The organism is Corynebacterium sp. HMSC071B10, from assembly GCF_001814825.1.
Lineage (GTDB): Bacteria > Actinomycetota > Actinomycetes > Mycobacteriales > Mycobacteriaceae > Corynebacterium.
Window position 1 is genome coordinate 129,288 of record NZ_KV817937.1, and the last position, 19,733, is coordinate 149,020.

A 19,733-nucleotide genomic window follows, 5' to 3' on the forward strand; every position below is an offset into this window, starting at 1 on the left:
ACCGGAGCCAGGTGAGGCTTCCACGCGGTAGGGTGAGGGCTTATGTCGCAGAATGCTTACACCACGGAACTCGGTTTTACTGTGCCGCCGGAAGAGAACTGCCTCAGCCAGCTCATCGAGCTGTGTACGACGCAGCCGCACATCGTGCTCTTTTCGCGGCCGCGCAACTACGACTGGGTCAACGTGACCGCAGGCGAGTTCCTCGAAGAGGTCTACGAGGCCGCGAAGGGCCTGGTGGCCGCCGGTGTGGAGGCGGGCGACCGCGTGGCGATTTTGTCGGCGACGCGCTACGAGTGGGCGCTGATGGACTTTGCCATCTGGGCCGCGGGCGCGATCTCCGTGCCGATTTACCCGTCGAGCTCGATGTCGCAGATCCAGTGGATCCTCGAGGACTCCGGCGCGAAGCTGGCGCTGACCGAAACGCGCGAGCACACGCAGCTGATCAGCTCGTTCTTGCTGCAAGACGACGGCACGCCCCGGCTCGCCGGCTCGACCTCCAAGCTGCAAAAGATCTACGAATTTAATGCTTCCGGCGTGGAGACGCTGAAGTTTGAGGGTCGGGACGTCGAGCAGTCGCTTATCGACGCCCGCGTGGCCGCCATCACCCACGACCACATCGGCTCCCTCGTCTACACCTCCGGCACCACCGGCCGGCCCAAGGGCGTGGAGCTGACCCACGGCAACTGGATCTACCAGACGCGCGCGCTGATCTTCAACGACATCGGCGAGGTCGCCGTGCCCGGCAAGCGCGTCGTGACGTTTCTGCCGCTCGCGCATGTCCTGCAGCGCGCTGTGGCGCTCGCGCTCGCGATGGCGGGCGCCACACAATCGCACTGGTCGGATACCTCCACGCTGACGGTGGAGCTGCAGCGCGCCCGGCCGAACATGGTGCTGGGTGTGCCGCGCGTGTTTGAAAAGGTACGCAACGCCGCCTACAACAAGGCCGCCGACGGCTCCGCAGTGGGCAAGCGCGTGTTCCTGGAGGCGGAGCGCGCGGCGATCGAGTACTCGAAGGCGATGGAAACGCCCGAGGGTCCGACGCGCGTGCAGAAGGCGAAGCGCAAGGCCTTTGAAAAACTCGTCTACTCCAAGCTCAAGGAGGCCATGGGCGGAGCGGTGTCCTACGGCATTACCGGCGGGTCCGCGATGAGCCCGGAGCTGTCGCACTTCTTCCGCGGCATGGGCATCCCCGTCTACGAGGGCTACGGGCTGACCGAGACCTGCGCCGCCGCGTGCGTGAACAACAAGGTGCGCCAGAAGATCGGCACCGTCGGCCCGCCGGTCAACGGCTACTCGGTGCGCATCAACGACGACGGCGAAATCGAGTTCGCCGGCCCCGGCGTGATCAAGCAGTACTGGAACAACCCCGAGGCCACCGCCGAGGCCTTTGACGGCGAATGGTTCAACACCGGCGATCTCGGCGAGGTCGACGACGAGGGCTTCGTGCGCATTACCGGCCGCAAGAAGGACCTGATTGTCACCGCCGGCGGCAAGAACGTCTCGCCCGGCCCGATGGAGGAGATCATCCGCCAGGACCCGCTGATCTCGAACGCGCTGATCGTCGGAGACGGCAAGCCGTTCATCGGCGTGCTGGTCACGCTCGACGAGGATGAGTTGGCCCGCTGGAAGGCCAACCGCAACATCCCCGAGCACCGCAAGCTCGCCGAGCTCGCTCAGGACGCGAGCCTGCGCGCCGAGGTCCAGGACGCGATCAACATGGCCAACGCCACCGTCTCGCACGCCGAGGCGATCAAGAAGTTCCGCATCCTGGACCGCGACCTGTCCGAGCAGGAAAACGAGATGACGCCGACGATGAAGGTCAAGCGCAACGTCGTCTTTGAGCGCTTCAGCGAGGACATCGACAAGCTCTACGAGCGGTAGCGGCGCGCCTTCCACGCCGCCGCGCCGCCGTGGCTTAGCATGGCTCCCAGCAAATCTTTAGTTGAACCGAAGGGGGCTTACCCGTGCGCAAGACAGCGGCTATGCTGCGGCACCGTGAGCTCACGCAGGAGATTTACAACATCGGCGACGAGGTCGCCGAGTACATCGAGCACATCGCCGAAGCGGTCGCGGACTACGACGGGGAGCTCACCGACGACTGCCTCGCCGAGTTCGTCGAGATCGCCGACGACGCCCGCGTGGACGCGCGCCGGGTCGTCGGCGAGTTGATCGGGCTGCGCCAGGCGCTGACCTCCGGCATGCGCGCCGGCGTGCTCTCGGCGTCCGCGTGTCCCGAGGAGAAGATCCCGGAGCCCGAGCTTCTCGACGCCGCAGGCCTCACCGACCTCTTCCCACTCGCCGCCCCCTTCTCCGTCCAAACCATGGAGGACGCGCTCACCGGGCGCACCGACCTGACGGTGCAGCACCTGACCGAGATCGTCTCCTACACCCTGGAGCAGACCGACATGGTGGCCCGCGAGCTCGGCGCGGTGAGCCTGCCGCACCTGTTCGCCACCGTCTCGGAGCTCGTCGAGGCGGTTGTCGACGGCTGGGTGGAAACCGTCTGCGTCGACCACCCCGCCTTCGCCCGCACGATGCGCGGGACGAACCCGCCGGAGTTCTTGGAAGAGCGCGCCCGGATCAACCGGATCGTGGAGAAGGTCGCCGCCAAGCGTTCGCGTCGCGGTGCCTAGACTGGCCGCATGGCTGAAACCGAGACAGGTCGAGACACGTTCGGCGTCTACATCCACGTCCCCTTCTGCGCGACCCGCTGCGGATACTGCGACTTCAACACGTATACACCTAACGAGGTGGAGTCTTCCCACGCGGAATACCTCGACGCGTTGGAGCGGGAGCTTGAGCTCGCGGCGGCGCGGATCGACGCGCGCGGCGCGGACACGGTGTTCATCGGCGGCGGCACGCCCTCGCTGCTCGGCGCGGCGGGCTTGGGTCGCGTGCTGGACGCGGTGCGCGGCACCTTTGGCCTTTCGCCTGGTGCGGAGGTGACCACGGAGTCGAACCCGGAGTCCACCAGCCCCGCATACTTCGCGGGGCTTCTCGACGCGGGCTTCACGCGCGTCTCGCTCGGCATGCAGTCCGCGTCCGCGCCCGTGCTCAAGGTGTTGGATCGCGCGCACACGCCGGGCCGCGCCGTCGCGGCGGCAAAAGAGGCGCGCGCCGCCGGATTTGCGCACGTCAACCTCGACATGATCTACGGCACCCCGACGGAAACCGACGACGACGTGCGCACAACCCTCGACGCCATCCTCTCTGCCGACGTCGATCACGTCTCCGCCTACTCGCTCATTGTCGAGGACGGCACGGCGATGGCGCGCAAGGTCCGCCGCGGCGAGCTGCCCGCGCCGCAGGAGGAGGTCTACGCGCGTCGCTACGAGCTGATCGCCGAGACACTCGAGGGCGCCGGCTTCGACTGGTACGAAGTCTCGAACTGGGCGAAGCCGGGCGGGGAGTGCCGCCACAACCTGCTCTACTGGCGCGGCGGGCAGTGGTGGGGCGCGGGCCCGGGCGCGCATTCCTTCATCGGCCGCGAGCGTTTCGCCAACGTCAAGCGCCCCGAGCGCTACGCTGCGCTCTTGCGCGACGGCGAGCTGCCAGTCGACTTCTCCGAAACGCTCACCGACTCGCAGCGCCACGACGAGCAGGTGATGCTCGGTCTGCGGCTCAAGGAGGGCATTCCTGCCGATTGGGTAGGTCAGGGGGCGCGGGGGATCGTCGAGAAGCATGTGCGCGGCGGGCTGCTCACTTCCGGCGCACGCATTGCGGTGACCGATGCGGGCCGGCTGCTTGCCGACGGCATCGTGACCGATATTTTGGCCGCCGAGTAGGATAGCTGGCAGTCGATGAGAGGGAGTGCTAATGAGTGCTGCTGATGACCGCCGCCGCGCGGTGCTGCGCGCAATCGTTGCCGACTACATCGCGCAGCAAGAACCCGTCGGATCCAAGGCGCTGGTGGAGCGCCACAAGCTGGGCGTGAGCTCGGCGACCATCCGCAACGACATGAGCGTGCTGGAGCAACAGGGCTACATCAGCCAGACCCACACCTCGTCGGGGCGCATCCCCACGCAGGCCGGGTACCGCGCGTTTGTCGACGCGCTGCACGACGACGTCAAGCCGCTGTCGGTGGCCGAGCGGCACGCCATCCTCGACTTCCTCGAGCACGGCGTGGACCTCGAGGACGTGCTGCGCCGCAGCGTGCAGTTGCTCGCGCAGCTGACCAACCAAGCCGCCGTCGTGCAGCTGCCCAACCTGGAGATCTCCCGAGTCAAGCACTGCGAGGTCGTGGCGCTCACGCCGACGCGCCTGCTGCTCGTCGTGATTACCGACACCGGGCGAGTCGACCAGCGCAACGTGGAGCTCGCCAGCCCGCTTGCCGACGCCCACGTGCCCGTGCTCCGCGACCTGCTCAACGACATCCTCGTCGGCCGCACCATGCGCGAGGCCACCGCCGGGCTGTCCACCCTGCACGCGCGCGCCCCGCGCGAACTCGCCGACGCGGTGTCGCGGTGTACCGCGGTGCTCGTGGACACGCTCGTCGACACCACCGCGGACCGGCTGCTCATCGCGGGCGCCGGAAACCTCACCGTGCACCGGCTCGCTGACCTACACAGCGTCATCGACGCGCTCGAGCAACAAGTCGTGGTGCTCAAGCTGCTCGCCACCGCGCAAGATCTGGAGCGGGTCTCGGTGCGGATCGGGCGCGAAAACGAGAACGAGGAATTTTCCCAGGCAGCAATTGTTACTACTGCGTATGGAGCCGGCGATGAGGCGCTCGGCGGGCTCGGAGTGGTGGGGCCGACCTACATGGACTACCCCGGTACCATGCAGAAGGTTGCCACCGTCGCCCGCTACATCAGCCGCATCCTGCAGGGCGAATAACGCGGCGTGCGCCGCAAGTGAACGTCTAACACTGTGAAAGGTTTGAATTTTGGCACGTGACTATTACGGCATCCTCGGCGTGGACCGGGAAGCCACCGAGCAGGAGATTAAGAAGGCGTACCGCAAGCTCGCCCGCAAATACCACCCGGACGTGAACCCGTCCGAGGAGGCGGAGGAGAAGTTCGCGGAGCTCTCGCTCGCCCAGGAGGTGCTGCTGGATCCGAAGAAGCGCAGCATCGTCGACCGCGGCGGCGACCCGATGGAGCAGGGCGGCGGTGCGCCCGGCGGCGCTGGCGGTTTCGGCGGCTTTGGCGGCGTCGGCGACATCTTCGAGGCGTTCTTCGGCGGCGGCGCGGGCGGACGCGAACCGCGCTCGCGCGTCCAGCCGGGCAACGACGCGCTGCTGCGCACCCAGATCACCCTGGAGGAGGCGTTTTCCGGCGTGCGCAAGGAAGTCACCGTGGATACTGCGGTGCTGTGCGACAAGTGCCACGGCTCCGGGTCCGAATCCGGCGCCAAGCCGCAGACCTGCGACTACTGCAAGGGGCACGGTGCGGTCCAGGAGATGCAGCAGTCCTTCCTGGGCAACGTCATGACCACGCATGAGTGCCCGAAGTGTCATGGCTACGGCGAGGTCATCACGGACCCGTGCCGCCAGTGCGCTGGCGACGGCCGCGTGCGCGCCACCCGCGACCTGACGGTGAAGATCCCGGCCGGCATCGCCTCCGGCATGCGCATCCGCATGGCCGATCAGGGCGAGGTCGGCCACGGCGGCGGCCCGGCTGGCGACCTCTACGTCGAGGTCCACACCACCCCGCACAAGGTCTTCGCCCGCGAGGGCAACGACCTCCACCTCGAGCTGCGCCTGCCCATGTACGACGCCGCGCTCGGCACCGAGCTGCACGTGGACAACCTCGCCGGCGAGACCACCACCATCACCGTTCCCGCCGGCGTGCAGCCGGGTGAAGAGATCGTGCTTGACGGCGAAGGTATGCCGAAGCTGCGCGCCGAGGGCGCCGGCGACATGATCGCGCACGTCCAGGTGGTCGTGCCGACCGAGCTGTCGAAGGAGGAGCGCACGAGCCTGGAGAAGCTGCGCGAAGGCCACGCCGATACGGCGCGCGTGCACACCGGCGAAGACGGCGGCGGGGACGGCTTCTTCTCCCGGATGCGTGACAGGTTCCGTCGCTAATGAGCCTGCCGTACTTCTACGCGCCGCAGCCCGCCGACGGCGTGCTCACCGGCGCGGAAGCGAAACATGCGCACGTTAAGCGCATTTCCCCCGGCGATCGCATCATGCTTGTCGACGGCACCGGCCACACCGCCGAAGTCACCGTGAGCGAATGCACCCGCGAGCGCGTCGCCGGCGACGTTATCGCCGAGCGCACCGTGGAGCCGCCGCAGCCGCAGGTAGTGCTGGTGCAGGCGGTGCCGAAGTCGGAGCGCGCCGAGCTCGCGGTCGACCTCGCCGTCCAGGGCGGCGTCGACGCCATCATCCCGTGGATCTCGCACCGCACCATCGCCCGCTGGAGCGCGGACAAACAGGACAAACAGGTGCAGAAGTGGCGCAACCAGGCGATCGCGTCCGCGAAGCAGTCGCGCCGCGCGATCTGGCCGACCGTGCACGACCCGGTCACCACAAACCAGCTCGCCGAGCGCCTGCGCGACGCGCGCGCGATCGTATTGCACGAGGACGCGACCACGCCGATCACCGACGTCGACTTCAGCGGCGTCGAAACGCTGTACGTCCTGGTCGGCCCGGAGGGCGGGATCGGCCAAGATGAGTTAGATTTGCTCGGGGCCCAGCCCGTGCGGCTGGGGCCGCAGGTCCTGCGCACAGCGAGCGCCGGGTTTGCGGCACTGTGCGCCATCGGCGCATTGACATCTCGCTGGTAGCGTTGGGAGCACAATGCACAATCACAATGACGTGAACACTTCGCACGCCGCTGGCGATTCGGCGAAGGTGACCCGCAAACTCGATCTCGACTCGGCCTACGCGCAGGCGGTGCTCGGCGTCAACGACGCGAACCTACGGGTACTTAACCGCCAGCTCGCGGCGAACCTGCACGCGCGCGGCAACACGCTCACGGTGCGCGGTATGGAGGCCGAGGTGGCATACGCGGCGCGCGTCGTCGACGAGCTGGAGTCCATGGCCCGCCGCGGCGTACCCATCGACCAGGACACCGTCGTCCAGGCGGTGCGCATCACGGAGGCGGACGCGCCGGAGTCGGCCGCGGAGATCCTCGGCGCGGAGATCGTTTCGCGGCGCGGCAAGGTGATCCGCCCGAAGACGGCGGGCCAGCGCGCCTACGTCGACGCGATCGACGAGCACACCATCACCTTCGGCATCGGCCCGGCCGGCTCCGGCAAGACCTACCTCGCGGTGGCGAAAGCGGTGCAGGCGCTGCAGGCCAAGGAGGTCAAGCGCATCATTTTGACCCGCCCCGCGGTTGAGGCGGGCGAGAAGCTGGGCTTTCTGCCCGGCACGCTCAGCGACAAGATCGACCCGTACCTGCGCCCGCTGTACGACGCGCTGCGCGACATGATCGACCCCGAGACGATCCCGAAGCTGGTCGACGCCGGCATCATCGAGGTCGCCCCGCTCGCGTACATGCGTGGCCGGACGCTCTCGGACGCGTTCGTCATCCTGGATGAGGCGCAGAACACGACCGGCGCGCAGATGAAGATGTTCCTGACTCGCCTGGGCTTCGGCTCGAAGATGGTGGTCACTGGCGATATCTCCCAGGTGGATCTGCCGCGCGGCACGGTCTCGGGCCTGCGCGTGGCGCGGCGCATCCTCGCCAACATTGAGGACATCGCGTTTCAGGAGATGCGCGGCGAGGACGTCGTGCGCCACCACCTTATTTCCCGCATCGTCGCCGCCTACGACCGGCACGATGCCCAGAATTCGATGCGCTATGAAAAACGCCAGCGCGAGATTGAGCGCGAGCGCGAACAGGAGGCCAAGCAGTGAGCATTGAGGTTCTCAACGAGTCCGGCGAGGCGGAAGTCAATGAGCAAATGCTTATCGACGTCTGCTCGTTCGCACTCCAAGCCATGGACGTCCACCCCGACACCGAGGCCACCATCACGCTCGTCGACGAAGCGACGATGGCGGATCTCCACGTGCGCTGGATGGACCTGGAGGGCCCCACGGATGTGATGAGCTTCCCCATGGACGAGCTGACCCCCGGCGGCGGGCGCCCCGACGCGAACCCGCTGGGCGCCGCGATGCTCGGCGACATCATCCTGTGCCCCGCGTTCGACCGGAAGCAGGCCGAAATGGCCGGCCACGACCTCGCCCACGAGCTCGCGCTGCTCACCGTCCACGGCGTGCTGCACCTGTTGGGCTACGACCACATCCAGCCCGCCGACGAGCGCGAGATGTTCGCGCTGCAGAACGAGATCCTCGCCGACTGGTACGACTCCCTAGCGGCCCGCGACGTCGAATACCAGCCCAAGCCCACCGGCCCGCACGCGTTCCCATCCGCCGCCGACCGCGAAGAACTCGACCGCCGGATGCGCGAACGGGAAGAAAACGGCGAAGAAAACTAACCAACTTATGCACCACACCATCATGTATGGCGTCGTCACCGTTGTGGCGATGCTCCTGTCCGGCCTTTTCGGCTCCGTTGAATCCGCACTCACGCCGGTGTCACGCGCCCGCGTGGAAAACATGGTCAAGGACGAGGTGCCGGGCGCGGCCGCGCTTTCGCGCGTGGTCAACTCGCGCGCGAACCACATCAACATGCTGGTCATGCTGCGCACCGTGCTGGACATTACCGCGGCCGTGTTCGCGGCGATGACGGCGATGGACCTGATCGACCAGGACGCGTGGGCGATCACGGCGGCCATCGTCGCGGTGGCGCTGCTGCAGTTCAGCATCATCGGGGTCTTCGCCCGCACCGCGGGTAAGCGCAACCCGTACACGATTTCGTTGAAGGCGGCGCAGTGGCTGGTGCTTTTCCACGCCGTGCTCGGCCCGGTCGCGCGCGGCCTGATCAAGCTGGGCAACATCTTCCATCCCGGCGAGGACTTCCGCGACGGCCCGTACGCCACCGAGGTGGAGCTGCGCGAGGCCGTCGACATCGCGCAGGAGAAGGGCGTGGTGGAGACGACCGAGGGGCGGATGATCCAGAACATTTTCGACCTCGCGTCGACGCCCGCCCGCCAGGTGATGGTGCCGCGACCGGAGATGATCTGGATCGAAGGCGAGAAGACAGCACGCCAGGCGACCAGCCTGATGGTGCGTTCCGGGCATTCGCGCGTGCCGCTGATCGGCGAGAGCGTCGACGAGATCGTCGGCGTGGCCTACCTGAAGGACATGTTCGGCCCGAACGGCGCGCCAGTCGCCGCGTCTACGGTGCTTACCGATTTCATGCGCGAGCCGCTGTTCGTACCGGAGTCGAAGCCGCTGGACGAGCTGCTGCGGCAGATGCAGCAGCAGAACATGCACATCGCGATCGTCATCGACGAGTTCGGCAACGTCGCCGGCCTGCTCACGATGGAGGACCTGCTCGAGGAAATCGTCGGCGAGATCACCGACGAATACGACGAGGACGAGGACGCCCCGATCGAGCAGGTCGGCGAGCGCCGCTTCCGCGCGCAATCCCGCCTGCCGCTCGACGACCTTGTCGACTACCTCGAGGACCACTTCGACTACACGGTGGAGTTCGACGACGCGCTCACCGACTCCGTCGACACCGTCGCCGGCCTCTTGTCCTACCAGCTGGGCCGCGTCCCGTTGCCGGGCTCATCGACCGTCATCGACGGCGTGCGCTACACCGCCGAGGGCGGCTTCGACCGCCGCGGCCGGATCAAGACCCGCACCGTGCTTATCGACGTCCCCGCCCAACCCGCCGAACCCTTCGCCCCCGAAGCCTAGACTTTGTCCGCCCTTAACGCGGGCGTTGTGCGGCGCGGGTGCACAATAGGTGCCATGAGCAACATTCTCTCTATCCAGTCGGCCGTCGCCTACGGGCACGTTGGCAACTCGGCCGCCGTGTTCCCGCTGCAGCGCATCGGCCACGAGGTGTGGCCAGTCTACACCGTCAACTTCTCCAACCACACCGGTTACGGCCACTGGACGGGCCCGATGATCCCGGCGGCCGACGTCGCAGAGATCATTACCGGCATGGATGAGCGCGGCGCACTCGAGCGCGTCGACGCTGTACTGTCCGGCTACCAGGGCGGCGACGACATCGCCGACGTCATCATCGACGCAGTCGCGCAGGTCAAGGCGAAGAACCCGAACGCGATCTACGCCTGCGACCCCGTGATGGGCAACGCGAAATCCGGCTGCCACGTCTCCGACAACATCCCGCCGCTGCTGCGCGACAAGGTCGTGCCGGTCGCGGATCTGATCACGCCGAACCAGTTCGAGCTGGGCTACCTCACTGAGCGCGACGTGACCGACCTCGATTCCACGCTTGCCGCCGTCGACGCTGCCCGCGACATGGGGCCGTCGACCGTGCTGGTCACCTCCGTCGAGCGCCCCGACGCGCCGGAGGACACCATCGAGATGCTCGCCGTCGACGACAACGGTGCTTGGATCGTGCGCACCCCGCGCCTGCCGTTCAAGCGCAACGGCTCCGGCGACGTGACCGCGGCCCTGTTCACTGGCCATTACCTGCGCGGCGGGGACGCAGCCGATGCGCTCGCACGCACCGCCAGCTCCGTCTACGACATGCTGCGGATGACCTTTGAGGCCGACTCGCCGGAGCTGAAGCTGGTCGAGGCGCAGGACTACTACGCCGACCCGCAACTGCAGTTCAGCGTGGAAAAACTGTAGTGAACATCATCTCGCTGCAGTCAGCGGTGGCGTACGGACACGTCGGCAACTCGGCCGCCGTGTTCCCCATGCAGCGGCTGGGTCACGAGGTGTGGCCGGTGCACACCGTCAACTTTTCCAATCACACCGAGTACCCCACGTGGCGCGGCCCGGTGCTCGGCGCGGACACCGTGCGCGAGATTTTGCGCGGCATGGAGTTCGCGTTTCCGCAGGTCGACCTGTTTGTCAGCGGCTACCTGGGCACCGCGGCAATGGCGGAGGTGGTCCACGACGCCGTTGCGGCCATCAAGCAGGCGAACCCGCAGGCGCGGTACGTGTGCGATCCGGTGATCGGCAACGCGGAGGTCGGCTCGTTTGTCAGCGATGACATCCCGGATGTCTACACGGACACGCTCATCCCGCTTGCCGACGCCATCACGCCCAACCAATGGGAACTCGAACTCCTCACCGGCCAGCGCCTCGACCCGGCTGATACCGCCTACACCGAAGCGCTCGCTGACGCGGCGCGGTCGCTGTGCGGCAACGCCTTGATTACATCGGTGGAGACGGGGGATCCGGCGACGATCGGGATGGTCGACGTGGCGTCGGCAAGCGTGCGTCGCATCGACGCCCCACGGCTCGGCGGCAACGTCGTCGGCGCGGGCGATCTGGCCACCGCGCTGTACGCAGCGCTTATCGACGCCCCGCAGCACGAACGCCTCGCCCACCTCGCCGGAACGATGGGGGCGATGGTGCGCGCTGTGCGCGAACGCGGGCTCGACGAGCTGCCGCTTGTCGAGCTGCAGGACTGCATCGTCGACCCCGCGCGGACGGCCTAGTCGAACGACGAGCGCGGCGCGCCGATGCCCGGATCGATGCGCGGCGGTTCGCCGGCGCCGGGGCGGATGTCGATGTCGAAGATTTCCGTCGGCAGGTACACCGTGGCGCACGCATTCGGGATGTCCACGACGCCAGAGAAGCGGCCCTCGATCGGCGCGGCACCCAGCAGGAGGTAGGCCTGCTCGGGCGACCATCCAAACGTGGTGAGGTAGTCGATGGCGTGCAGACACGCGCGCTGGTAGGCAAGCTGCGAGTCGAGGTAGCGCTGCTCGCCGTCAAGGGTGACGGAGGTGCCGGAGAACGCGAGCCACTGGCTGTAGCGCGGCTCGACGTTGCCGGGCATGAAGATGGCGTTTTCGCTCACGCCGTACTTCGCCATGCCGTCTTTGATGATGTCGACGTGGACGTCGATGAAGCCGCCCATCTCGATGCCGCCGCAGAAGGTGATCTCGCCGTCGCCCTGGGAGAAGTGCAGGTCGCCGACGGAGAAGTTCGCGCCGTCGACGAAGACCGGGTAGAAGACGCGCGTTCCCTTGGACAGGTTCTTGATGTCCTGGTTACCGCCGTTTTCGCGCGGTGGGGCGGTGCGGGCACCTTCGCCGGCGACACGGTCGAAGTCGGCACCGGTCAGCGAGCCGAGGATGGCCTGTTCTGGCTCAGGCGGCAGCGCGAGCGGTGGGACGCGTTCCGGGTCGGTGGCGATCAGCGCCGCTTCGCGCTGGTTCCAGGTGTTCAGCAGCTCGTGGGAGGGCGCGGTGCCCATGAGGCCGGGGTGGATAATGCCAGTGAAGCTCACGCCTGGGATGTGGCGGGAAGTGGCTGTCTGGCCCTTGAAGTCCCAGACGGCCTTGTAGGCGTCGGGGAATTGGTCGGTGAGGAAGCTGCCGCCATTCTTCTTGGCGAAGATGCCGGTGTAGCCCCAGCCTTGACCAGCGAGCGGGCCTTCTTCTTGGGGGATCGGCCCAACGTCGAGAATGTCGACGATGAGCAGGTCGCCCGGCTTCGCACCCTCGATGCGGAACGGGCCGGATAGCGCATGGACCTTGTTCAGCGGTGCGTCGCGGATGTCGTCGGCGCTGTCGTCGTTGTGGATGTCGCCGTCGAACCACTCGCGGCAGTCGATGCGGAAAGTGTCGCCGGGCTGCACTGTGGTAACGGGCGGGATGTCGGGGTGCCAGCGGTTGTGGCCGACGTGCTCCTGTTCGGGGAACGTCTTCGTTGAATCGAGTGGGAAGAGATTCTGGGGCATGGTTCCTCCTAGGGTTTGGGCAGTTTTGCGTGTTGTGGGTTGTGCGAAACCGGGGTGGCGCGGCGGTTACCTGAACGCGGTACCGAGTTGACCACTGCGGGTTCGTACGCACTCTTCTGTGTCGCTTCGACGAGGCGGGCTTTCCGCTTGTCGACGCCCGCCACCGCAGGCGCGCTGATCACCCGGGTCGCCTCGTCGCCGCAGGTCTGGCACTCGGTGGTGCGAGTGTCCGAGGACATCGGCAGGAGCCGCTCCGTGGTGTGGCCGGTATGGCAGCGGAATTCGTAGAACGGCATGTCGCTCGCTTTCGTGTCGTTATATGAGTCACAGAAGTGGTGCCAGTGTAACGCAAGTGGCACAAACTGTCCTGCGTGAACGCCCTCTCCTGGGGGTGCCCACGAGGTGCGCTGCAGGTCCTGGCCGTTACGGTGGCGGTATGGCACAACAGCGAAGGAAACGACGAAGGGCGCAGCGGAGAACCGGCGGCACGTGGGCGCAGTTGGCCGCGCGGTGCAGGGAGATCGACGGCGCGGGATACGGCGCGTATAAGCAGCTTGCCGGCACGTATCGCGGCGAAAACGGGCAGTGGCAGATCGCAGTGGATCACGTGCAGGCGGATCCTTTTGCGGCCCCGTCGAAGGTGCGGGTCATTGTGCCGCGCGCGGAGCTCGACCTGGCCCCGGAGTTCACGGACTCGCGGCTCGACCGTGTTGCGGTTGCGGACGCACTGGCGCGCGCGGTCGCCGCGCACCTTGCCGGCACGCATCGGGCGGGCGGGGGTAGCGGGAAGTCGAACACGATCAGTATCGGCGAGCTTGGCCAGGAGGTCATCGAGCGCACAAACGTTCTGGTCGCGCGCGACCGCATCGAGTTTCGCCTGCTTGTGGGTCTGCCCGCGCGCGGTCGCAGGGTGTTGGGTCGACAGGCGGCGACGCTGCTCGTGGACGATATGACGGCCGCCGTGGCCGCCGGGATGCGCACTGAACGCGCCGCGCTCGAGCGTGCCGTGTGGCTGTTGCGCGACCAGGAGGCGTTGCGTGCCGAGTTGCCGAAGCGCAGCCTTGTGGCGTTTGTGGCTGATGGGGCGATGCTTGCGCGGCGTTCCGGGGCGAGCGACCTTCCGCTGCCGGACGGAGTGCCGTTCCGCAGCCCGCGGAGTCTGCGCGAGAAGTTCGACCTGCCCAGCGGCCGGCGCGTGAAAGGTATGGGCGTGCCGGAGGGGGTTACGGTGATCGTCGGTGGCGGCTACCATGGCAAATCGACGCTGCTACGCGCGCTCGAGCGCGGCGTCTATGCGCACACGCTTGGCGACGGCCGCGAGTTCGCCCTCACCCGCGCCGACGCCACCGCCGTCCGCGCCGAAGACGGCAGGCCGGTGACGGCGCAGGATATCTCCCCGTTCATCACCAACCTGCCGAACGGCGCGGATACCACCCGTTTTTCCACCACAAACGCCTCGGGCTCGACCTCGCAGGCGGCGAACGTCGTCGAGGCACTGCAAGCTGGCGCAACCGCCTTGCTTATCGACGAAGACACCTCCGCCACCAACTTCATGCTCAGAGACTCCGTGATGGGCCAGCTCATCGCGGATAATCGGGAGCCGATTACGCCGCTGAGCGCTCGCGTGCGGGGGCTTTACGTTCGGCGCGGCGTGTCGACGGTGCTCGTCGCCGGTGGTTCCGGTACGTTTTTGGGGCTTGCGGATACGGTCATCGTCATGCATGCGTACACGCCCGCCAATGTGACCGTCCGCGCGCACGAGATTGGCCGGGGCCACGCACCAGCGCAGTTGCCGGTGTCTGCGGAGATGTTCGGCCCCGATGTGCGCCGCCTGATCGGACCGCAGTTTAAGCACGGCCCGAAACCGCCGAAGGCGCGCGGGGTGGAGACGATCACCGTTGGGAAAAGTGCTATTGACCTGCGGGGTCTCTCGCAACTCGCCGGGGCTCCGCAGGTGGCTGCGATCGCGCTCGCGCTCCAGCGGATCGATACCTTGGCCGACGGCGGGGCATTGCTTGCCGACGTCGCCGACGTTCTGTGTAAAGAGCTCGCCGCGGGCCTCGAGATGCTCGCGCCGGGACGCGTGCACCCGGGGCACCTCGCATTGCCGCGCCGTTTCGAGATACTCGCTGCGGTCAATCGCTTCCGAAACCTGCGCGTCGAATAAGGCGGCTAGAATACGCCGTGTGCTGCGTAAAAGGCAATTTCTCACAAACTGTTGACGAAACGAACGATATGCGTTAGCGTTGTTCGCATGTTTACTAACGAAGCAATCGCAAATTACTTCTCGCTCCGTAACGACGGCATGGCGCTCGTCGCCTGGGTTGCGGAGGAGGGAAAGACCTACGACGACCTCATTGCCCTTGATATCCCCGACGACTACGCGACCGACCTCATAGAACTCGCCGAACTCTTTTACGGTCCGGTGTCCCACTCGAGATATCAAAAACGATGTCGGGAGTCGGCGCGGCGGTTGCGTTTCTGTGTGGAGACGTTGGCCGTCGTGAAGCAGGCCTCGCGCAACATAAAAGATGCGAACGCGCGCTGGCGATTCCGGGAGGAACTGTGCCAGATAGCTGGGGATACGCAGACTGTGCGACGGGCCGCGCGCCGCATCAAGGGCAAGTACCAGCCGAAGAAGCCGCTTGTCGACGGCCTGCGCACGCGCCGCGTCGGCGACAAAATCACCATGTCGATTACCGGGCCGTCGAAAGACGTCCAGCCGCTCGTGACCACGCTGAAAAACGCGAAAGACGAGGACGGCCGTCCGCTTGATCCGGTCGAGTGGATGCGAACGCACCGGCCTATCGTGCAAAGCGATATCACCACGCACGCCGTGCTCAGTGTGCACGACATCGTCCGCGTCATCCACGGCGAGGGCGACGATGTGCTCGTCGAGCTTACCGACGGCACCATTCTCACCGGTGCCGAAATCGTCGAGCGAGAGCTGCGCGAACAGTGTCTGATCACGCTGACCGGGCCTACACTCGGCCCGATCAACACCTACGACGGGCGGATCGCCACCTACAAGCAGCGCCGCGCCTGCGACGCGGAATCGCAAACCTGCTGCTGGCCCGGCTGCAACTGTCCTTCCGAGGAGTGCGAAGCGCACCACCTCACCGAGCACGTCCGCGGCGGCGAAACCAAGCCGGAAAACCTCTGTTGGCTGTGCCCGTATCACAACGGCGTCAACGGACAGAAGGGCTTCGGGCGCATGGAGCGGATTAACGGCAAGCTCGCGTGGGTCTCGGACGCGACCGGCAAGGCCCGCTTCGTGGAGGACGAGCGGCGCGAGCGGCGTGCCGACCTTGCCGAGTACCGCGAAGCCGACGCCGCGCGCAAACGGACGAAAGGCCGACACCTGCACGCGGTGCAACCGGAAGGCGCGCACTAGCGTCACACGGTTTGCGGGGTGCGCCGGGTAAGATTGCGGTCTATGAGCACTTTCTTCCCCGATGAAGCCGACCTGCCCGACGACGCGAACGCCGGTGCCGCCGGGTTTACCAACACCCCGGAGGGCTTCCGCTCAGGCTTCGTCAGTTTCGTCGGCCGCCCCAATACGGGGAAGTCAACGCTGACGAACGCGCTGGTGGGGGAGAAGGTCGCGATCATGGCCGATCAGCCGGAGACGACGCGGCGGCCGATTCGCGGCATCGTGAACCGGGACGACGCGCAGGTCATCCTCGTCGACACGCCGGGCATGCACCGTCCCCGCACCCTGCTCGGCGAGCGGCTCAATGACGTGGTGAAAGACACGTTTGCCGACGTCGACGTCATCGGCTTCACCGTCCCCGCCGACGAGAAAATCGGCCCCGGCGACCGCTACATCCTCGACCAGATCCGCCGTATCAAGCCGAAGACGCCAGTGGTGGGCATTGTGACCAAGCTGGACAAGGCGTCGCGCGACACCGTCGGCGAGCGCTTGCTCGAGCTGCACGAGCTGCTCGGCCCCGACAGCGAGGTTGTGCCCGTGTCTGCAACCGGCGGCGTGCAAACGGAGGTGCTGCTCGACGTGTTAGTTAGCCAGCTGCCTGAGGGCCCGCGGTTCTACCCCGTCGGCGACGTCACCGACGAGGGGATCGAGGCGCGCATCGCGGAGCTGATCCGCGAGGAGGCGCTGCAGGGGCTTCGCGACGAGTTGCCGCACTCGGTCGCCGTCCAAGTCGATGAGATGGTGCCCGACCCAGACAACCCGGACCGGACCATGATCTACGCGGTGATCTACCTCGAACGGCCTGGCCAACAGCGCATCCTCGAAGGCCCCGGCGGCCGCCGCCTGTCGGGCATTACCCACCGCGCACGCAAGCAGATCATTGAGCTCGTTGGCCGCAACGTGTACTTGGATCTGCGGATCAAGGTGCTGAAGAACTGGCAGCAGGACCCGAAGGCGTTGGGTCGTCTTGGCTTCTAGGCGTCGAGGGGGCTCGCGCCCGTCGTGGCGCGACCGGGCGTTCGTGGTGCGAACCTACGATTTCGGCGAGGCCGACCGCGTTATTGTGCTGCTCACGCGCACGCACGGGCTGGTCCGCGGCGTCGCCAAGGGCGTGCGGAAATCGCGGTCCAGGTTCGGTTCGCGGCTGCAACCTTTCGTCGACCTCGACGTGCAGGTTTACCCAGGCCGCGGCCTGTCCACGATCACCGCCGCCGACACCGTCGCGTACCACGGCGCGCACATCATCGAAGACTTCGAGCGCTACGCGGCGGCCTGCGCGGTGCTAGAAACGGCGGAGAAGCTGACCTACGAAGAGGGCGACGCCGTACTGTTTGACCTGGTCAAAAACGCGATCGCGCAACTGCAAACGGCCGACGACCCGACGCAGGTCCTCGACGCGTTCATCTTGCGCGCCACCGAACACGCCGGCTGGGGGCTTTCTCTCTACAACTGCGCGAACTGCGAGCGGCCCGGCCCGCACCACGCGTTCCACGCGGCGGTAGGCGGGGCGGTATGTACCAACTGCCGCCCGCCCGGCTCGCTCGAGGTGGACCCGGAAACGCTACACGCGATGTGGCTCATCGCCAACGGCTACGCGTACGCGCCCGCCACGCCGCACGCAGGTGCGAGCGCGACGGTGCTGGCCCAAGTCCACCGCGCCACCACCGCGCACCTGCAGTACCACCTGGAGGCCGGGTTGAAGAGCTTGCGGATGATGGAACAGGCATAATGGGGGAATGACTTCGCGCCAGATCGACCCTGAATTCACCCCCCGCCACATCGCGCTCGTCATGGACGGCAACGGCCGTTGGGCGCAGCAGCGCGGGCTTAAGCGCACGGAAGGCCACAAGCAGGGCGAGGCGGTGCTGATGGACTGCGTGGATGCGTGCATCGAGATGGGCACGGTCGAGTGGCTGTCGGCGTACGCGTTTTCCACCGAAAACTGGCGGCGCGCGGCCTCCGAGGTCCGCTTCATCCTGGGCTTCTCCCGCGACGTGCTGCACCGCCAGCGCGACGAGCTGCACGAGAAGAACGTCCGCATCGTGTGGGCGGGACGCAGGCCGCGGCTGTGGCGCTCGGTGCTGCGCGAACTCGAGGCCGCAGAAGAGCTCACGCAGGACAACACCGGCCTGACCCTGGCCATGTGTATCAACTACGGGGGCCGCGCCGAGATCATCGACGGGGTGCGCACACTCGCCGCCGACGCCCGCGACGGGAAGATCCGCCCGCAGGACATCACCGAGAAGTCGTTCGCCCAGTACCTCTACCGCCCCGACATGCCGGACGTGGACCTGTTCCTGCGCCCGAGCGGGGAGAAGCGCACGTCGAACTTCCTGCTTTGGCAGTCGGCGTATGCAGAGATGGTCTACCAGGACAAACTCTTCCCGGATTTCACCAAGGACGACCTGTTCGACGCGGTCTACGAGTACGCGAAGCGCGATCGCCGCTTCGGCGGTGCGGTGGACAAGTTCGCCGACAAGTAGCGCTACTCGCCGCCCTTCCCCGTGCACGGCGCGCAGACGCCGTAGATCTCGGCGTCGTGGGCGACGAGCTCGTAGCCAAACGCGTCCGCGGTGTCTTTCGCCCACGACTCGATGGGCCCGCCGTCGATTTCCTCGCTGCGCCCGCACTTGGTGCAGACCAGGTGGTGGTGATGGTGCTCGGTGAGGCAGTGCCGGTAGAGCGTTTCACCCTCGGAGTTCTGCAGAACGTCGACGGCGTCGATCTCCGCCAGCGACTGCAAGGTGCGGTAGACGGTGGTCAGCCCCACCTTTTCGCCGCGGGCGTGGAGTTCCTGGTGGATGTCTTTCGCGGTGGCGAACTTATCGACGTCGCGCAGCGTCTCAACAATTGCCGTCCGCTGGCGCGTCATCCGCGGGCCGAGCTTGGGGATCGGTTCCTTCGGGGTGCTGGTACGTCGCTGCTGTGCCATACCTGTCTACCGTAGCCCTACTGTCTAGGGCGCGGGATTCATGGTATTTATCTCGGCTGTGGAGCTTCCCATACTCCTCGATGGGAATGGCGGAGCTGATGTACGTTAGCCGCGGCGGCTCGAGTTTGCGCGGCTGCTGCAGTTTCGGGGCTGGCTGCGCATTCTTCGTCTTCCGTGCTTTCTTCGCCCGCTTGCTCTTGCCAGGCGGCGTGGGCAGGGTGTCTTCGGCGACTTTGCCAAGGGCGTAGATGACGTCGATGATCTCCATCCGGGGCAGGGAGTAGATGATCTCGCGGCCGCGGCGCACTGCGGTCACGAGGTGGAGGCTTTTGAGTACCTGCAGGTGTTGGGAGATCGATGGCTGCGATTTGCCGAGCTTTTCCACGATCTCGCGGACGACGTGGTTGCGTTCCGCGAGCAGGAGCAGGATTTCGATGCGCGTTCGGGAATCGAGGGCGCTGATGAGATCGGCGGTCAGGTCAAGGTCGGGGGCGGGGTGGTCGGGCGAGTACATGGCCCGGGCCTTTCTCTTCGACTGCGAATGGGCACGGTGAACTTCAGTCGGCATCCGTGCCGAGATTCAGGCCGAAGTTGCCGGAAGTGCACGGTCACGCGACATCGCTCATGGTTTTCTCAGTGTATACAAAGATTCGGGATTGTGCTGGGTGAGCGG

General features: G+C 66.5%; 20 protein-coding genes. 16 read left to right on the forward strand and 4 right to left on the reverse strand.

Going from position 1 to position 19,733, the window contains the following annotated elements:
- Positions 1–42 precede the first annotated feature (42 nt).
- The 11 genes from HMPREF2990_RS00670 to pdxY (HMPREF2990_RS00720) all read left to right on the forward strand — a co-directional run bounded on the left by HMPREF2990_RS00670 (position 43) and on the right by pdxY (HMPREF2990_RS00720) (position 11,445).
- Entirely contained in the window at positions 43–1,881 is a 1,839-nt protein-coding gene (locus tag HMPREF2990_RS00670; RefSeq protein WP_070762195.1) for an AMP-dependent synthetase/ligase, read from the forward strand.
- Between the two features lie 83 nt (positions 1,882–1,964).
- Positions 1,965–2,633 (forward strand): hypothetical protein, encoded by a 669-nt coding sequence (locus tag HMPREF2990_RS00675; RefSeq protein WP_070762196.1) that lies wholly within the window; start codon positions 1,965–1,967, stop codon positions 2,631–2,633.
- A gap of 9 nt (positions 2,634–2,642) precedes the next feature.
- Positions 2,643–3,785 (forward strand): radical SAM family heme chaperone HemW, encoded by a 1,143-nt coding sequence (gene hemW, locus HMPREF2990_RS00680; RefSeq protein WP_070762197.1) that lies wholly within the window; start codon positions 2,643–2,645, stop codon positions 3,783–3,785.
- A gap of 31 nt (positions 3,786–3,816) precedes the next feature.
- Positions 3,817–4,836 carry a heat-inducible transcriptional repressor HrcA gene (gene hrcA / locus HMPREF2990_RS00685; protein ID WP_070762198.1) on the forward strand — a complete coding sequence of 340 codons (1,020 nt, stop codon included), beginning with the start codon at positions 3,817–3,819 and terminating at the stop codon, positions 4,834–4,836.
- A 49-nt stretch (positions 4,837–4,885) separates the two neighbouring features.
- Complete coding sequence (dnaJ, locus tag HMPREF2990_RS00690) at positions 4,886–6,028, forward strand: molecular chaperone DnaJ (RefSeq protein WP_070762199.1); 1,143 nt, start codon at positions 4,886–4,888, stop codon at positions 6,026–6,028.
- Positions 6,028–6,732 (forward strand): 16S rRNA (uracil(1498)-N(3))-methyltransferase, encoded by a 705-nt coding sequence (locus HMPREF2990_RS00695; protein WP_070762200.1) that lies wholly within the window; start codon positions 6,028–6,030, stop codon positions 6,730–6,732. The genes dnaJ and HMPREF2990_RS00695 overlap by 1 nt, the downstream gene beginning before the upstream one ends.
- A gap of 13 nt (positions 6,733–6,745) precedes the next feature.
- Entirely contained in the window at positions 6,746–7,810 is a 1,065-nt protein-coding gene (locus HMPREF2990_RS00700; RefSeq protein WP_070762201.1) for a PhoH family protein, read from the forward strand.
- Entirely contained in the window at positions 7,807–8,391 is a 585-nt protein-coding gene (gene ybeY, locus HMPREF2990_RS00705) for an rRNA maturation RNase YbeY (RefSeq protein ID WP_070762202.1), read from the forward strand. The genes HMPREF2990_RS00700 and ybeY overlap by 4 nt, the downstream gene beginning before the upstream one ends.
- Before the next feature lie 7 nt (positions 8,392–8,398).
- Complete coding sequence (locus HMPREF2990_RS00710) at positions 8,399–9,721, forward strand: hemolysin family protein (RefSeq protein WP_070762203.1); 1,323 nt, start codon at positions 8,399–8,401, stop codon at positions 9,719–9,721.
- Positions 9,722–9,775: 54 nt separating this feature from the next.
- The gene (gene pdxY / locus HMPREF2990_RS00715; RefSeq protein ID WP_070762204.1) at positions 9,776–10,627 is read left to right on the forward strand and encodes a pyridoxal kinase PdxY; all 852 of its coding nucleotides are present in this window, start codon (positions 9,776–9,778) and stop codon (positions 10,625–10,627) included.
- Entirely contained in the window at positions 10,627–11,445 is an 819-nt protein-coding gene (pdxY, locus tag HMPREF2990_RS00720; protein ID WP_070762205.1) for a pyridoxal kinase, read from the forward strand. Before pdxY (HMPREF2990_RS00715) ends, pdxY (HMPREF2990_RS00720) begins: the two co-directional genes overlap by 1 nt.
- Here the strand turns inward: pdxY (HMPREF2990_RS00720) and fmdA are convergent.
- Entirely contained in the window at positions 11,442–12,695 is a 1,254-nt protein-coding gene (gene fmdA, locus HMPREF2990_RS00725) for a formamidase (protein WP_070762206.1), read from the reverse strand. The two genes, pdxY (HMPREF2990_RS00720) and fmdA, sit on opposite strands and share 4 nt — an antisense overlap.
- An 8-nt stretch (positions 12,696–12,703) precedes the next feature.
- On the reverse strand, positions 12,704–12,991 hold the full coding sequence (locus tag HMPREF2990_RS00730) for an FmdB family zinc ribbon protein (protein WP_070762207.1): 288 nt from the start codon (positions 12,989–12,991) through the stop codon (positions 12,704–12,706).
- A gap of 140 nt (positions 12,992–13,131) precedes the next feature.
- Between HMPREF2990_RS00730 and HMPREF2990_RS00735 the strand changes: the two genes are divergently transcribed.
- From HMPREF2990_RS00735 to HMPREF2990_RS00755, 5 genes are all read left to right on the forward strand, one after another.
- Positions 13,132–14,862 (forward strand): ABC-ATPase domain-containing protein, encoded by a 1,731-nt coding sequence (locus HMPREF2990_RS00735; protein WP_083316898.1) that lies wholly within the window; start codon positions 13,132–13,134, stop codon positions 14,860–14,862.
- 87 nt (positions 14,863–14,949) lie between these two features.
- A complete protein-coding gene (locus HMPREF2990_RS00740) occupies positions 14,950–16,089 on the forward strand; it encodes an HNH endonuclease (RefSeq protein ID WP_070762209.1) in 1,140 nt (379 codons plus the stop codon).
- A 42-nt stretch (positions 16,090–16,131) separates the two neighbouring features.
- Complete coding sequence (gene era, locus HMPREF2990_RS00745) at positions 16,132–17,106, forward strand: GTPase Era (protein WP_083316899.1); 975 nt, start codon at positions 16,132–16,134, stop codon at positions 17,104–17,106.
- Positions 17,107–17,152: 46 nt separating this feature from the next.
- Positions 17,153–17,857 (forward strand): DNA repair protein RecO, encoded by a 705-nt coding sequence (recO, locus tag HMPREF2990_RS00750; protein WP_246817377.1) that lies wholly within the window; start codon positions 17,153–17,155, stop codon positions 17,855–17,857.
- A 7-nt stretch (positions 17,858–17,864) separates the two neighbouring features.
- Positions 17,865–18,611, forward strand: coding sequence for an isoprenyl transferase (locus tag HMPREF2990_RS00755; RefSeq protein WP_070762211.1), 747 nt, complete (start codon positions 17,865–17,867; stop codon positions 18,609–18,611).
- Between the two features lie 2 nt (positions 18,612–18,613).
- Here HMPREF2990_RS00755 and HMPREF2990_RS00760 read toward each other — a convergent pair whose 3' ends face one another.
- On the reverse strand, positions 18,614–19,000 hold the full coding sequence (locus HMPREF2990_RS00760) for a Fur family transcriptional regulator (protein ID WP_246817378.1): 387 nt from the start codon (positions 18,998–19,000) through the stop codon (positions 18,614–18,616).
- Positions 18,972–19,574, reverse strand: a complete 603-nt coding sequence (locus HMPREF2990_RS00765) for an ArsR/SmtB family transcription factor (RefSeq protein WP_070762213.1) — start codon at positions 19,572–19,574, stop codon at positions 18,972–18,974. The genes HMPREF2990_RS00760 and HMPREF2990_RS00765 overlap by 29 nt, the downstream gene beginning before the upstream one ends.
- Between the last annotated feature and the right edge of the window lie 159 nt (positions 19,575–19,733).

What these genes read in the sequence shown, in the direction of transcription:
- HMPREF2990_RS00670 (WP_070762195.1), top strand. Translation starts at nt 43, where the DNA reads ATGTCGCAGAATGCTTACACCACGGAACTCGGTTTTACTGTGCCGCCG.
- hemW (WP_070762197.1), top strand. Translation starts at nt 2,643, where the DNA reads ATGGCTGAAACCGAGACAGGTCGAGACACGTTCGGCGTCTACATCCAC.
- hrcA (WP_070762198.1), top strand. Translation starts at nt 3,817, where the DNA reads ATGAGTGCTGCTGATGACCGCCGCCGCGCGGTGCTGCGCGCAATCGTT.
- HMPREF2990_RS00695 (WP_070762200.1), top strand. Translation starts at nt 6,028, where the DNA reads ATGAGCCTGCCGTACTTCTACGCGCCGCAGCCCGCCGACGGCGTGCTC.
- HMPREF2990_RS00700 (WP_070762201.1), top strand. Translation starts at nt 6,746, where the DNA reads ATGCACAATCACAATGACGTGAACACTTCGCACGCCGCTGGCGATTCG.
- HMPREF2990_RS00710 (WP_070762203.1), top strand. Translation starts at nt 8,399, where the DNA reads ATGCACCACACCATCATGTATGGCGTCGTCACCGTTGTGGCGATGCTC.
- pdxY (WP_070762204.1), top strand. Translation starts at nt 9,776, where the DNA reads ATGAGCAACATTCTCTCTATCCAGTCGGCCGTCGCCTACGGGCACGTT.
- fmdA (WP_070762206.1), bottom strand. Translation starts at nt 12,695, where the DNA reads ATGCCCCAGAATCTCTTCCCACTCGATTCAACGAAGACGTTCCCCGAA.
- HMPREF2990_RS00730 (WP_070762207.1), bottom strand. Translation starts at nt 12,991, where the DNA reads ATGCCGTTCTACGAATTCCGCTGCCATACCGGCCACACCACGGAGCGG.
- HMPREF2990_RS00735 (WP_083316898.1), top strand. Translation starts at nt 13,132, where the DNA reads ATGGCACAACAGCGAAGGAAACGACGAAGGGCGCAGCGGAGAACCGGC.
- HMPREF2990_RS00740 (WP_070762209.1), top strand. Translation starts at nt 14,950, where the DNA reads ATGTTTACTAACGAAGCAATCGCAAATTACTTCTCGCTCCGTAACGAC.
- era (WP_083316899.1), top strand. Translation starts at nt 16,132, where the DNA reads ATGAGCACTTTCTTCCCCGATGAAGCCGACCTGCCCGACGACGCGAAC.
- HMPREF2990_RS00755 (WP_070762211.1), top strand. Translation starts at nt 17,865, where the DNA reads ATGACTTCGCGCCAGATCGACCCTGAATTCACCCCCCGCCACATCGCG.
- HMPREF2990_RS00760 (WP_246817378.1), bottom strand. Translation starts at nt 19,000, where the DNA reads ATGACGCGCCAGCGGACGGCAATTGTTGAGACGCTGCGCGACGTCGAT.
- HMPREF2990_RS00765 (WP_070762213.1), bottom strand. Translation starts at nt 19,574, where the DNA reads ATGTACTCGCCCGACCACCCCGCCCCCGACCTTGACCTGACCGCCGAT.